Here is a 14,153-nt window from a genome sequence, read left to right on the forward strand (position 1 = left end):
TGCGGAGTCCGGGGCGCTGGATCGCGAGGCGCCGGTCGGGACGCGGCCGATCGGTGATCGTGGACCGGAGCGACGTTCGGGTCGGGTGGAAGTCGGGTCGGGCGAATCGGGCCCCGGGGACGCGACGTCCCGGGGAAGACGGGTCAGGACGTCAGAGGACGTCGGTGTACTCGGGATGCAGATCCACGAAGCGCTTGGCGAAGGGGCACTTGGGATCGACGACGAGCCCTCGGGTGCGGGCGTCGTCGAAGGCGAAGCGGGTGAGTCTGCGGGCGATTCCCTGACCCCTGAAGTCCCGGATGGTCTCGGTGCTCTCGATGACCATCTTGTTGCCGGAAACGGTGTAGTCGAGGGTCCCGACGACGTGGTCGTCGATGCGGGCCTCGAACCGGTTGCCCTCGATCTGGTGAACAAAAGTCGACATATAATCACTGCTCCGTCGCTCGAAATGACTGGAAACGTATGCGAGACGGCTCTGGCGGCAGCGTTCCAGAGGAAGCGTAGCCAGGCGAACCTGACTTTCCAAGCCCCGGTCCGTGCCGGCCCGGACGCGTCCAGACGCGGTCCGCGGCCGGACGCGTTGGGTACCGTACCGCCATGGACCATGGCTTCAGCACTCGGGCGATCCGCGCCGGCCAGACCCCTGATCCGGTCACCGGCGCTGTTGTCCCGCCCCTCTACCTCACCTCCACCTTCGTGCAGGACGGGGTGGGGCGAATGCGGAGCGACTACGAGTACTCCCGGGCCGGCAATCCCACCCGCACGGCGGCAGCCACTCAGTTGGCCGTGCTGGAGCAGGGCACCCAGGCGTTCATCACCGGGTCAGGCATGTCGGCCACCGATCTGGTGCTGCGGACGACGCTGCGGCCCGGCAGCCGGGTCGTCCTGGGCCGGGACGCGTACGGTGGCACCACCCGGTTGCTGACCCAGGTGCTCGATTCCTGGGGGATCGAGACGATCGTGGCGGACCTCTGCGAGGCGGCCGTGCTCGAGGAGGCGCTCAGCCGGTCGGCCTCGGGCGGCCAACTGGTCTGGGTCGAGACGCCGTCCAACCCCCTGCTGCAGGTCTGTGACATCGCGGCCGTGGCCGAGGTGGCCCACACGCACGGTGCTCGGGTCTGCGTCGACAACACCTTCGCCTCGCCGTACCTGCAGAACCCCCTCGTCCTCGGGGCCGATGTCGTGGTGCACTCCACGACGAAGTACCTCGGCGGACACTCGGACCTGGTGGGCGGTGCCGTCGTGGTGCGCGACGAAGAACTCGCCGAGGCCCTGAAGCTCCTGCAGAACGCGGTGGGCTACGTCTCCTCGCCGTTCGACGCCTGGTTGCTGATGCGCGGGATGAAGACACTGGCGGTCCGGATGGACCGGCACTGTGCCAACGCGATGGCCGTGGCCACCTTCCTCGAGCAGCACCCCCTGGTGTCCCGGGTGCACTATCCCGGCCTGCCGTCGCACCCGGGCCACGAGACCGCGGCCCGGCAGATGCGCGACTTCGGCGGCATGGTCTCCTTCAACGTCGCCGGCGGCCGTGCGGAGTCGATCCGGGTCGCGGAGTCGACCTCGGTGTTCCTGCTCGCCGAGTCCCTCGGCGGGGTGGAGTCGCTGGTCGAGCACCCGGCCGCGATGACACACGCCTCGGTCGAGGGCACGGCGTCGGCCGTGGACGACGACCTGCTGCGGCTGTCCGTCGGCATCGAGGACATCGACGACCTGATCGACGACCTGGGCCGGGCGCTCGCCTGACCGTCTGACGCCGACCTGGATCGGGCGCTTGTCCGACAGGTGGCGCTGGGGCAGCCGGGTAGGCTGCGGGCATGGGCGACGTCCGATGGCTGCACCCCGGGGACCGCTTGTTGTCGAGCGACCCGCTGAGCTGGAGCTTCCGTGACCTGTGCCAGGCCGCCGCGATGCTCGACACCGACGATCGCATGGTCGAGCATCTCGAGCAGCACGCCGCGCGGCCCGAGGTGCGACAGCGACTGCGGCTCCTGCTACGGCTGATCGACGACGAAGGCGACACTGCCCCGTTCAGCGAGGTGGCCCGCCGCTACCTCGCCGCGATGACCGTCGACTGACCTTCCTCCTGTGGGCCCTGCCCGATGCCGGCGACGGCAAGCCCCGAGGTTGTCGTGCTCCGGCCCCATCGGACGGCGTCGCGGCTCCCGCCCCACCGGACGGTGTGGTGCCGACGGTGTGGTGCCGGATGGCGTCGTCGGACCCCGGCCCTACGGGATGGCGTCATGCCGGATGGCGTCACCGGGCCCCAGCCTCACCGGATGGCACGATGGGGGCGTCAGCGGCGGTACGCCCGCCGGACGATGAGGCGGGGGAGAGCGATGTCGTCGAACGAGATCGAGTTCGTCAAGGGTGTCAACAAACTGCATGCCTTCTACACCGAGCATGTCCGCATGCTGGCCCACGCGTACGACCTGACCGACCGGCAGGCAGCCACTCTGCTGGACGATACGGGTACCGCAACGTGGCACGGTCCATCCTCTACCCACCGCGGGTGCGCGAGGCCTGGGACGAGGGCTTCCGCGGCGAGGACCTGCGCGGTGACGGCGGGCCGGACGATCCGGCTGGCCCGACGGCCTGACCCTCCGCCCGGTTGAAGGACCTCTGAGAGGCTCGCTTTGCCCCTGGTTCCGCGCCACCCCTAGCCTGATCCACGGACCGGCGAGGGCAGCGGTCCAGATCGGAGATTGTCACCCCCATGTTCGACAGGTCCCAGACCGTGGTCCGAGACCTCGCCCGTGGCGTTCCGGAGGCTCCGGTCTTCCGGGATCCGACCGGCCGTCGGTGGCGGCGGATCCGCGTGGTGGCCCTGGCCGTCGTCATCCCGGTCATCGTCGTCGTCATGGTGGCGGTGCCCCATCTCTATGCCGCGCCGCTGGCCGCCGGTGGCGGCGGGTTGTTCTCGCGCCTGCACTGGTCCCAGCTCGGCACCGACCCCCCGGTCATCGGGGCGGGCCCGCTGGAGCGCGTGCTGTGCGTACGGCAGGACGGCGACCGGCTCGTCGGCGCGGACCCGTTCACCGATGCCATCCTGGTCACCTTCACCGGCGAGGACCTGGCCGCCGTACAGGGGCACCCGTACGTGATCGAGCACTACGGCTACCCGCAGAGCCCGCGGCGTACGGTCTCGCTGACCTTCGACGACGGGCCCAACGGCGCCGACACCCAGGGCATCCTCGACGTGCTGGCCGCGCACCACGTCCCGGCGACCTTCTTCGTGGTGGGGCGCAACGTCGCCCAGCAGCCCGACCTGGTCGCCCGGATGGCCCGGGAGGGGCACGCGATCGGGATCCACACCCTCGACCACGCCCACATGGAGAACCTGCCCTTCTGGGAGTCCCAGTGGGAGCTGGTCTCCACCGAACGGCTGATCCGCGCCGCCACCGGCCACGACGCACGGTTCTGGCGGGCCCCGTACGACTCCGACGACCCGGTCGACGAGAAGACCATGATCGGGGTGGTCGCCCGCGGCCAGGAGCTCGGCTTCCAGCACATGACCTACGGGTTCGACACCGAGGACTGGGCCATCGACCCCCGTCCCGGGGCGACGGTCGACGACATCGGGCTGCCCCCGACCGACGAGGACCACCTCACCATCCTGCTGCACGACGGCGGCGGGGACCGGGCGCTGACCCGGCAGTACCTGGAGAAGCTCATCCCCTTCCTGCAGCAGCAGGGCTACACCTTCCAGTCGGCGACGCAGAACAACCCGACCCTCACCGACGCCAACGCCGCCGTCACCCCGAGCATCTGGGACCGGGCGCTGCTGTGGTCCGCCCGCGCGGAGTACAGCGCCCCGGGGGTGCTGATCACCGGGCTGTTCTGGTTCGCGGTGCTGTCGGTCATCGTGACCGGGCTGATCAGCCTGGTCCTCGCGCTGCGGCGGCGCTGTCGCCGCGCGCGGGTGGTGTGGCCGCGTCCCGAGGAGATGGACCTGGCGGTGTCGGTGGTGATCGCCGCCTACAACGAGGAACCGGTGATCGCCCGGACCGTACGGTCGCTGCTCGCCTCGGACTTCCCGCTGCTGGAGGTCGTCGTGGTCGACGACGGGTCGACGGACGGCACCGCCGACGCCGTCGCCCGGGTCGCGGCCGAGGACCCCCGGGTGGTGCTGGTGCGCCAGGCCAACACCGGCAAGTCCGGGGCGCTCAACAACGGGCTGCGGTCGGTCCGCGGCGACATCGTGGTGACGATGGACGCCGACACCGTCGTCGCCCCGGGCGCCGTGACCAACCTCGTCCGGCACTTCGCCGTCGACCCCGACGGCCGGCTCGGTGGGGTGGCCGGGGTGGTCCGGGTCGGCAACCGCCGCCGCAACCTGCTCACCCGCTGGCAGGCGCTGGAGTACCTCAGTCAGATCGGCCTGGAGCGGTCGGCCCAGGACGCCCTCGGCGCCATCTCGATCGTCCCCGGTGCCTGCGCCGCCTGGCGACGGGAGGCGATCCTCGAGGCCGGTGGGTACTCGACCGCCACGCTGGCCGAGGACTGCGACCTGGCCCTCACCCTGCACACGCTGGGCTGGCGGATCACCCAGAACGACGAGGCGCTCGCCTTCACCGAGGCGCCCGAGACCGTCGACGACCTGCTCGCGCAGCGGACCCGCTGGGCGTACGGCACTCTCCAGGCGATGTGGAAGCACCGCTGGATGGTGGGCCGTCCCCGGTTCGGTGCGCTCGGCCTGTGGGTGATGCCGAACTACCTGCTGTCGATCGTCGTGCCGGTGGTGTTCCTGCCGTTCGTCGCGGTGATCACCGTGCAGGCCGTCGAAAGCGGCCAGGGGCCGATGCTGCTGGCCTTCTTCGCCGCCTTCTCGCTCGTCCACGCGGTGCTCACCGCGTGCGCGATCGCGTTGATGCAGGAGAGCTGGGACAACCTGCTGGTCGTGCCCGTCTACCGGCTGATGTACGAACCGCTGCGGGCCTACCTCCTCTACTCGTCGCTGATCCTGGCGCTCAAGGGTGCCCGTACCGGCTGGAACAAACTGAGCCGCACCGGCGCAATGGACGTCCGTACGGTGCAGGCGGCCCGTGAGCCGGTCCGGGTCCGCGACGTGGCCGGTGCGCAGGCGATGAGGAGCCGATAGGACGTGACGGACATTCCCGTGGTCGGATCCGGCGGTCGGCCGGGCCCACCGCTGCCCGACACCCCGGCCCGCGCGCTGCCGGTGTCCTCCCGGCCGCGGCGCCGGAGCAGCGGTCCGGACATTCTGCTGGCCCTCACCCTGATGGCCACCGTCGTCCCGGTGCTGCTTCCCCGCGCCGCCTGGACGGTGGCCTTCCTGCCGACCTCGGCGATCCTGCTGGCGCTGGCCGGCGAGGCCACCGCCCGGGTGCTGGAGACCGCGCCGGGCCGGCCGGGCCACGGCATCGTCCGGGGACTGCTCGGGTCATTGCCACCGCTGTGGATCCTGGGTGTCGTGTCGGTGGCGTACGCCGTGTGGACTGTGGGCCCGTCGGTCCTGGACCGGTCACAGCTCGCCTGGATCCTGCCGGTGGTGGCGCCGCATGACCTCCTCACCGGGGGGCTGCTCGGCCCGCACCTGGAGCTGATCACAGCCCTGACCTGGCTGACCGTGCTGGCGCCCGCCCTGGTGTGGCTGACCCGGCACTGGCCGCGGACCATGCTCGTACTGCCGCTCGTGCTGACCCTGCTCAACGCCACCCACATCGTCCCGGTGCCACAGGCGCTCGGGGGAGTCGTGCTGTTGCCGGTGGTGCTCGGCACCCCCTGGCTGATCGGCGTCGCCCGCGCCCATGGGCTGCTGAACCGCCTCCCGTGGCCGGTGGTGGTGCCGGTCTGCCTGCTGCTGGTCGGGGCGAGCGTCGGCTGGGCCTGGTTCCATCGCGATCCCGTCACCGGCTGGGACCTCGAAGCGCCGATCAACGTCGCGATGGTCGGCACCGCCGGCGCCCTGCTGCTGATGCGCACCGGACGGGTGGCCGGACCGGTCGGACCCGATGCGACGGCGCGGGGCGGGGCGGCCACCGCCGTCGCCCGCCGGGCGGTGACCCTCTACCTGTGGCTCCCGCCGGTCGTGGTGGCCTCCGGGACGGTCGCGGACCGTCCCGAGCTCCGCACCATCGCGACGGATGCCGGCCTCCCATTGCCGTACGCTCGGATCGTCGTCGGGGTCCTGCTGTTCGCCCTCGTCTGGCTGCTGCCCGGGGCCTGGGAGGCCCGTCACGGGGTCCGGTCCCTCGTCCGCCCGGCGCCCGGCGGGGGCGGCCGCCACGACCTCGGCCAGCGCGACCCCGACCTGCGGGAGACGGCACCGCGCGACACGAGACCGCAGACCGCCCGCTCCGCGAACAGCCCCGAAGGGAACCCCCTGTGACGTCCAGCACCAGCGTGCCCCTCGCCCCACCGGTCCCGCGGCGGCGTACGGCCCTCGCAGTTGCCCTCGCCGTCGCCGCGTTCGGCCTGGCCGGGTGCGCCACGCCCCTGGTCACCCAGGGCGCGGCCACCGGCCCGGCGCTGGACTCCTCGGCCGGGCCGGAAGTCGTCCAGTCGCATGTCTACGTCACCGGCTACACGTACTTCGACAACACGCCGGCCGGCCGGACGATCTCGGCGCCGGTGCTGCACTCCACGGCGGAGGGCGCCGGCACGTACGAGGACCCGGTCACCCTGGCGGTGGGCCATGTCCTCAACGGTGACCAGGACATCCTCGACTATCCCCAGGGGACGCGCTTCTACATCCCCAGCCTCGAGCGCTACTTCATCGTCGAGGACACCTGCGGCGACGGCGCGAAGCCGCAGAACGGCCCCTGCCACCGACTCAACGCCCCCGGCGACTCGGCACCGAAGGGCGCCACGGCCTGGATCGACGTCTGGCTGGACGGCCAGGCCCAGGGCGAGCAGGCGGTGAACGCATGCGCGGCCGCGCTCACCGGGCTGCACACCGTGGTGATCCGGCCCGCCGCCGGCTACCGCGTCGCCGGTGGCCACGGAGTGCTGCACGACGGCCGCTGTGACGTCGGCCGCGGCGAGATCCCGGTCAAGGGCTGACAGTCGGCGACACCCGACCGGTACGGCCCGCCGATCGCTGGATCCTTCGGTGGACTCGTCGGCAGGTCGGCCGGCGGGTGCGATCCTTCTGGCCGGCAGACACGACAGGAGGGCGCCTCCCGGTGGGAAGCGCCCTCCTGTCGTGCGCGTCAGCGGTCGGCGGGCCGCCCGGCGATCACTTCGCGGCGGGCTCCGCCGGCTCGGTGAGGTGCAGCACCTCGGCGGTGTGCTTCATCGTGTCGTACGCCAACTGCGGGTCGTCGGAGAGCCTCTTGCCGTAGGTGGGGATGACCTCCTGGATCTTGGGGGCCCATTCCTCGATCTTCTCGGGGAAGCAGCGCTCCAGCAGCTGCAGCATGATCGGCACGGCGGTTGAGGCACCCGGGGACGCCCCGAGCACGGTCGCCAGCGTCCCGTCGGCGTTGGTGATCACCTCGGTGCCGAACTCGAGCTTGCCGCCGCGGCCATCGGCATTGGTCTTGATGATCTGGGCGCGCTGACCGGCCTTGATCATCCGCCAGTCGGTCATGTCGGCGCTCGGCGAGAACTCCCGCAGCTCCGCCAGCTTCTGCTTCGGGGTCATGAAGATCATCCCGGCCAGCAGCTTGATCAGCGCCAGGTTATCCTTGGCCACGTTGAGCACGGCCATGATGTTGCCGGAGCGGATCATCTTCGGCATGTCGAGCCAGGACCCGAACTTCAGGAAGCGCGGATCCATCCCGGCGTACGGCCCGAACAGGACCGACCGGTTGGTGTTGATGATCCGGGCGTCCATGTGCGGGTTGGACATCGGCGGGGCGCCGACCTTCGCCTTCCCGTAGACCTTGACGGTGTGGGTCGCGACGATCTGCGGGTCGGTGGTCGACAGGAAGGCACCGGACACCGGGAACAGGGCGTAGCCGTCGACCTCCGGGACACCGGCCTTCTGCATCATCTTCAGAGCCCAGCCGCCGGCACCGTTGAAGACGAACTTGGCGCGGACGAACTTGTCCGGGCCGCGGCCCTCGTCACGGCGGCGGTGGTCGGCGACGCGCAGGGTCCAGGAGCCGTCGGAGTTCTGCTTGAGGTCGGTGATCTCCTTCGAGGTCTCGACGAACACGCCGTGGAACTCGAGGTAGTTGAAGAGCTGGCGGGTGATGGAGCCGAAGTTCACATCGGTGCCGGTCGGGTCGTACGTGACCGCGATCCGATCCTGCGGGTCACGCCCCTGGACCAGATTCGGCGCCCACTCCTTGATCTTCTCCTGGTCGTCGGAGAACTCCATCGCCGCGAACAGCGGGTTGTCCTTCAGGCCCTCCCAGCGACGGCGGAGGAAGTCGATGTCCTCCTCACCGTGCACCAGGGACATGTGCGGGCACGCGTTGATGAAGGTCTCCGGGTGACCGAGCACGCCCTGCTCGACGAAGTGCGCCCACAGCTCACGGCTGACCTGGAACTGCTCGTTGATGTCGATGGGCTTGGAGTTGTCCATCGAGCCGTCGGGCTTTTCCTTGGTGTAGTTCAGCTCGCACAGACCGGAGTGACCGGTACCCGCGTTGTTCCACGGGTTCGAGGACTCCTTGGCCACCTTCGGCAGCCGTTCGAAGCCGATGATCGTCCAGTCGGGCTGCAACATGTGCAGCATCAGCCCGAAGGTCGCGCTGAGAACGCCACCGCCGATCAGCGCGACGTCGACTTCCTCGGCCTCCACGGGCCACCTGCCTGGTTTGTGCTTGCCGAACGCCACGACTGCTCCTCACGAGTGCCTATCGATCATGGGCGGTGTCCACCGGCCCGCCCGCCGACATGGGCAGTCTGGTGCACGACACCGTGCGGTCCTTCGCGCCACCCCCGCGGGGGTCACCGGATGCGAAAGGATGTGCAAAGACCACGCTACGACCTCGTGGGGGAGCCTTCCAATCGCGTGTCATCCTCGCGCGAGGATGTGACGACATTAACATCGTCGGGTCCCGTACTGTGGGGAGCAGCGTCCGTCGCCGTGGCACACCGGCCCGTCCCGAAACGGTGCCGCCGGGACGGGCCGGTGAGGAGGCCACCATGCTGGACATCTCCGCCGAGCAGTTCGAGGCGTACGTCGACGCGGCCGTCGAGTCGGTCCCGCCGGGCCTGCTCGACCTGGTCGAGAACTGCATCCTGGTCATCGAGGACGACCCGCCGGCCGGCGAACCGTACCTGCTCGGCTACTACCAGGGTGTCCCGCTGGACCGGCGCGGCAATGACTACTCGGGGGTGCTGCCGGACCGGATCCTGATCTTCCGCAACCCCCTGATGCGGATCTGCCGTACGCCCGAGGAACTGCGCGAGCAGGTCCGGATCACCGTGGTGCACGAGATCGGCCACTTCTTCGGGATCGATGATGCCCGGCTCCACGAGCTCGGCTATGCCTGACGGCGATCGAGGCAGGCCGGCAGGGCCAGGTGGTCCGGCCGGGGTCGGCGGTCCGCTGACGGGCCCGGTGGCGCGGATCCTCGGGCGGGCCGTGGCGGCCTACCGGGCGACCGGTGCCGATCTGCCGTGGGGCGACCCGCGGCGCGCCCATGGCGTGGCGATGGAGGGCTACTACTGGCGGTTCACCGATGTCGCGCGATCCCGCGTCGTGATCGCACTGATCGGGGTCAACCGCGGTCCGCACGGCCCATGGGCGACCGTCGCTCTGGCCGGCAGCAACGGCTTCCTCCGCACCGGTGCCCTGTCGGGGGCGTGGGCCGATCCGGACGGCCTGGGGGCCGCTTCGCCCGCACCGCCACCGCCGGGGGCGGCCCTGCACGCACCGGTTCCGCCGGGCCACGTTTCGCCCGGGCCGGTCCCGCGCGCACCGGTGCCGCCCGCATCGGGCCCTCCGCTGACCGGTGTCGGGTCCTTCGCCGGAGACGACCGGACGTTGCGGGTCGACCTCGGCCCGGAGGCCCGGCTCATGGTCCGCCTCGACGCCGCCGACCCCTGGCCGCCGCGCCGGGCGCTCGGCGGATCCAGTGGCTTCCAGCTGGTGCCCGGGCTGAACCAGTACTGGCACCCATGGTTGCTCGGTGGACGGGCGTCCGGTGAGGCGGTCCTGGGCGGTGAGACCTGGCGACTGGACGGCGCCACGGTCTACGGGGAGAAGAACTGGGGCAAGGAGGGCTTCCCCGACGCCTGGTGGTGGGGCCAGACCCACGGCTTCGCCGACCCCGGCGCCTGTGTGGCGTTCGCCGGCGGTCGGGTCGTGGCCGGCCCGCTGTCCACGGCGGTCACGGCCCTGGTGGTCCGCCTCCCCGACGGCCGGGTGCTGCGGCTCGGCAACCCCGGCACCAGCCCGGTGCGCGCGGACATCGGCCCGGGGCGATGGCACCTCGACGGGCACCGGCCCGGTTGGCGGGTGATCGTCGACGGCACCGGGGATCCGGCTCGGGCCCACGTCCTGCCGATGCCGTTGCCCAGCGAGGAACGCAATGTCGCCGCGGTGCTGGAACACCTCGCCGCCCGGATGGCCGTACGGGTCGAGCGACAGGGGCGTCCGTATTGGGCGGGGGAGAGTGTCCTGGCGGGTCTCGAGGTGGGTGGGCCCGCCCTGACCCGGCAGGAGCTACGGCGACGATCCGGGTGACCGCTGCGCCCGCTGGCGGAGGTCGGGCCGCCCGCGCAGGCCAGGTGTGAGCCGCAGACCAAGCGCTGGTACGCAGCGAGCTGATCAGGGGGTCGACGCCGTGGATGCCGGGAGAGATGATCGGGGCATGCTGCTGATCCGGCTGGTGCAGACCTCGACGGCGGTGGCCGCGACCGGCTCGCGGCTCGAGAAGCGTCACCTGTTGGCCGCGACGTTGGCCGGGTCCACGGATGCCACCGAGGCGGACATCGTCGCCTCGTACCTGTCGGGACGGTTGCGGCAGCGGCGGACGGGCGTGGGGTGGCGCTCCCTGCTCACGCTGCCCGCACCTGCTGTCACGCCGTTGCTGACCCCGGTCGAGGTGGACGCCGCGATGGCGGCGCTGGCCGGGCTGGCCGGGCCCGGCTCCGGGAGGGCCCGCGCACAGCAGGTCGCCACGCTGTTAGGGCGAGCGACGGCCGTCGAACAGGACTTCCTGCGGCGGCTGATCGTCGGGGAACTGCGCCAGGGTGCCCTGGACGCGCTGCTGCTGGAGGCGATCGCCGAAGCAGCCGACCTGCCGATCGCGGTGGTCCGCCGGGCCGCCATGTTCAGCGCATTCTCCGGTCCGGTGGCCGCAGCCGCCCTCGGGGGTGGGGCGCAGGCCCTCGCCACTTTCCGGCTGGAACCGCTGCGGCCCGTACGCCCGATGCTCGCCTCGCCTGCCCCGGACGTCGGGGCCGCCCTCGCCGGCTTCGCCGCAGCCGAGGTGGCGGTGGACGCCAAGCTGGACGGCATCCGGATCCAGGTGCACCGGGCCGGCGACGAGATCGCGGTCTTCACCCGCTCACTCGACGACATCACCGAGCGGGTGCCGGAGATCGTCTCCCTGGTCCGGGGCCTGCCGGTGGGGGCGGTGGTGCTCGACGGGGAGGCGCTGCTGCTCGGCCCCGACGGTCGCCCGCGGCCGTTCCAGGAGACCGGCTCACGGACGATGACGCATGTTCCCGCCGAGGTGGGGATGGGGGAGACGGCGGGCACGGCTCGGGCCGGGGCGGTGGAGCCGGACGGTAGCGCCGAGGTCGAGATGGTGGACACGGAGGCCACCGCCGAGCCGCGGGAGACCGAGGCGCAACGGCCGGGCGGCACCTCGACGAGGCTGTCGCTCAGCGCCTTCTTCTTCGACGTCCTGCACCTCGACGGGCAGGACCTGGTCGACGCCCCGGCACGGGAGCGGTTCGCGGCGCTCGCCCGGGCGCTGCCCCCGGAGGCGATCGTCCCGCGGATCGTCACATCCGAGCCGGCCCTGGTGCGGGAGTACTTCGGCTCCGCGCTGCGCGACGGCTACGAGGGGGTGGTGATCAAGGACCTCACCGCCCCGTACGCCGCGGGCCGGCGCGGCGCGGCCTGGGTGAAGGTGAAACCCCGCCACACCCTCGACCTGGTCGTCCTGGCCGTCGAATGGGGCAGCGGGCGTCGCACCGGGCTGCTCTCCAACATCCACCTCGGCGCCCGCGACGGCGAGAAGTTCGTGATGCTCGGCAAGACGTTCAAAGGAATGACCGACGAGATGCTGGCCTGGCAGACCGCGCGTTTCCTGGAGCTGGAGACCGGTCGACACGGACACGTCGTGCAGGTGCGCCCCGAGCAGGTCGTCGAGGTCGCCTTCGACGGGGTGCAGCGCTCGGTGCGCTACCCCGGCGGGGTCACCCTCCGGTTCGCCCGGGTGCTGCGCTACCGCGAGGACAAGTCGGCGGGCGAGGCGGACACCCTCGACGCGGTCCGGGCCCTGGCCAGCGGGTGAGCCGTACGCCGCGGCGGTTGACCCGGGCCCCGGACCGGTGCCCGCCGTCGAGGGGCCGGAGACCGGTGCCCGAGGCTGAGGGGCCGAGGGCCGACGGCCGACGGCCAGGGCCCCAACCCGGGCGACATCGGGCCATCAGCCCCAGTGGGCCAGGTCCGACCAGATCGTCGGCCAGGGATCGCGCCGCCCGTCACACACCACGATCGGCTGGCCCTGCTGGTACATCTTGATCGCATACCCGTTGTCGAGACGACCCACCTGCGTGCACGACAGGAAGTGGTCGGACAGCGTCGTGAGGGGGATCCCGACGGCGACCACGGCGGTCGCGGTGTTCGGCGGCGGCGCCAGCCAGCCCAGGGTGTTGTGTCCGCTGTACACGCTCGGCAGCCCCATCGCCGGTCCGAAACGGTCGATCGCCCCCGCCTCGCCGTAGTCGCCGGCCAGCACCACGGTGGTGCCCGGGTTCTTGGGTGAGTAGGCCTCGTACGCGTCGGCGACCTGGCGGACGTACGTCGGCCAGAAGCTTGCGTCGAGGGCCAGCGGGTTGACGTAGCGGGTCGGGCTCTTCTCGATCGGCAGCACCGGCAGGTCGAAGACCACGGAGGTGAGGGCGTTCGCCGCGAGCAGACCGGCCACGGCCCGGCGCCGCTGCATAGTGGTCGCCCACTCGGCGACCGGCACGCACCCGATCGCCAGTAGCACCGAGACCAGCCCCACCGGGTAGTAGGCCTGGCCGGCGACCGGGACCATCATCAGCAGGAAGATGATCAGCGCCGGGACGAAGAACCGGGCCCTCCGCCATGCGGGGCGGCGGAACAGCGCGACGATCCCGGCCGCCCAGACCGGCAGCAGGAACGGGCCCATGATGATCGGCAGCAGCGACCACATGCCGCGGCGTACGTCGGCGTTGTTCGACCCGGCCAGGGCCATGCCGAAGGTGAGCTGCGGCCAGCCGTGCTGCGCCTGCCACCACAGGTTCGGCAGCGCCAGGACGAGGGCCACGCCGCCGCCGATCCAGGTGTTGCGGTCCGTCAGCTGGTTGCGGGGACCGGTCAGCACGATGCCGGCCAGCAGCACCAGCACGAAGGCGATGATCAACCACCGGTTGTAGGTGGTCAGCCCGATGACGACGCCGGCCGCGATCCACCAGCGGGTGTCCCCGCGCAGGGTGGCGCGGGCGATGAACAGGGCCGTGAGGCCCCACAACGGCAGGTCGACGGTGGCCGTCAGCAGGTTGTGCCCCAGGGACAGTGGCACCAGGGCGAAGGCGTACGCGGCCGCGGAGAGCACCTGGGCGCGTCGGGAGCCGCCGAACTCACGGGTGATCAGGACATGGACGTACGTGGCCAGACAGGTCGCCAGCGTCGCGGCGAGCCGGATCGACCAGGTGTGGTCACTGAGGTGGGAGAGCGTACGGACCAGGAACGGGGTGAACGGCGGTTGGTCCACGTACCCCCAGGCGGGGGGCAACATCCGGAAGTACAGCTCGTCGCGCTGGTAGCCGTAGCCGGCGCTGTACACCGTCATCACCACGAACTGGAGCGCGACGATGAGGTGGATCCAGCGGGACAGCCGGGGGTGTTCGGCGCGTCCGGTCAGGGCGGCGCGCAGCCGGTCGAACGTGGACGTCGGCCCGGCGCCGGTCCCGGGGGTGGTCTCGACCTCTGGCCCGGACCGCGGCGGCATGATCGGGTGGCCCTCGACGGGCTCCTGATGCGCCGTCATCGGCACCCTGCCGGGTCGGTTCCGCGCGTCGCCGGG

11 protein-coding genes are annotated in these 14,153 nt (G+C 71.4%); 8 read left to right on the forward strand and 3 right to left on the reverse strand.

What is annotated here, in order from left to right; translation table 11 throughout:
- Positions 1-151: 151 nt before the first annotated feature.
- The gene (locus VB059_RS07650) at positions 152-526 is read right to left on the reverse strand and encodes a GNAT family N-acetyltransferase (RefSeq protein WP_323421424.1); all 375 of its coding nucleotides are present in this window, start codon (positions 524-526) and stop codon (positions 152-154) included.
- Positions 527-597: 71 nt separating this feature from the next.
- Here VB059_RS07650 and VB059_RS07655 point away from each other — a divergent pair, with 71 nt between their 5' ends.
- The 5 genes from VB059_RS07655 (at position 598) to VB059_RS07675 (ending at position 7,026) form a co-directional block, all read left to right on the forward strand.
- Positions 598-1,746 carry a cystathionine gamma-synthase gene (locus VB059_RS07655; protein WP_323421425.1) on the forward strand — a complete coding sequence of 383 codons (1,149 nt, stop codon included), beginning with the start codon at positions 598-600 and terminating at the stop codon, positions 1,744-1,746.
- A gap of 71 nt (positions 1,747-1,817) precedes the next feature.
- Entirely contained in the window at positions 1,818-2,078 is a 261-nt protein-coding gene (locus VB059_RS07660) for a hypothetical protein (protein ID WP_323421426.1), read from the forward strand.
- Between the two features lie 638 nt (positions 2,079-2,716).
- On the forward strand, positions 2,717-5,101 hold the full coding sequence (locus VB059_RS07665; protein WP_323421427.1) for a bifunctional polysaccharide deacetylase/glycosyltransferase family 2 protein: 2,385 nt from the start codon (positions 2,717-2,719) through the stop codon (positions 5,099-5,101).
- Between the two features lie 3 nt (positions 5,102-5,104).
- Positions 5,105-6,352, forward strand: coding sequence for a hypothetical protein (locus VB059_RS07670; RefSeq protein WP_323421428.1), 1,248 nt, complete (start codon positions 5,105-5,107; stop codon positions 6,350-6,352).
- A complete protein-coding gene (locus VB059_RS07675) occupies positions 6,349-7,026 on the forward strand; it encodes a hypothetical protein (RefSeq protein WP_323421429.1) in 678 nt (225 codons plus the stop codon). The genes VB059_RS07670 and VB059_RS07675 overlap by 4 nt, the downstream gene beginning before the upstream one ends.
- 175 nt (positions 7,027-7,201) lie before the next feature.
- Here VB059_RS07675 and mqo read toward each other — a convergent pair whose 3' ends face one another.
- Positions 7,202-8,716: a malate dehydrogenase (quinone) gene (gene mqo, locus VB059_RS07680; protein WP_323421430.1), complete on the reverse strand. Its 1,515-nt coding sequence runs from the start codon at positions 8,714-8,716 to the stop codon at positions 7,202-7,204.
- A 347-nt stretch (positions 8,717-9,063) separates the two neighbouring features.
- On the opposite strand from mqo, the gene VB059_RS07685 reads away from it, so the two are divergent.
- The 3 genes from VB059_RS07685 to VB059_RS07695 all read left to right on the forward strand — a co-directional run bounded on the left by VB059_RS07685 (position 9,064) and on the right by VB059_RS07695 (position 12,392).
- A complete protein-coding gene (locus VB059_RS07685; RefSeq protein ID WP_323421431.1) occupies positions 9,064-9,414 on the forward strand; it encodes a metallopeptidase family protein in 351 nt (116 codons plus the stop codon).
- 67 nt (positions 9,415-9,481) lie between these two features.
- The gene (locus VB059_RS07690) at positions 9,482-10,609 is read left to right on the forward strand and encodes a tocopherol cyclase family protein (RefSeq protein ID WP_323421432.1); all 1,128 of its coding nucleotides are present in this window, start codon (positions 9,482-9,484) and stop codon (positions 10,607-10,609) included.
- Between the two features lie 127 nt (positions 10,610-10,736).
- Complete coding sequence (locus VB059_RS07695) at positions 10,737-12,392, forward strand: ATP-dependent DNA ligase (RefSeq protein ID WP_323421433.1); 1,656 nt, start codon at positions 10,737-10,739, stop codon at positions 12,390-12,392.
- A 135-nt stretch (positions 12,393-12,527) separates the two neighbouring features.
- On the opposite strand, the gene VB059_RS07700 is transcribed toward VB059_RS07695, so the two are convergent.
- Positions 12,528-14,117, reverse strand: a complete 1,590-nt coding sequence (locus tag VB059_RS07700) for a glycosyltransferase family 39 protein (protein ID WP_323421434.1) — start codon at positions 14,115-14,117, stop codon at positions 12,528-12,530.
- Between the last annotated feature and the right edge of the window lie 36 nt (positions 14,118-14,153).

It is taken from the genome of Raineyella sp., from assembly GCF_034933565.1.
Lineage (GTDB): Bacteria > Actinomycetota > Actinomycetes > Propionibacteriales > Propionibacteriaceae > Raineyella.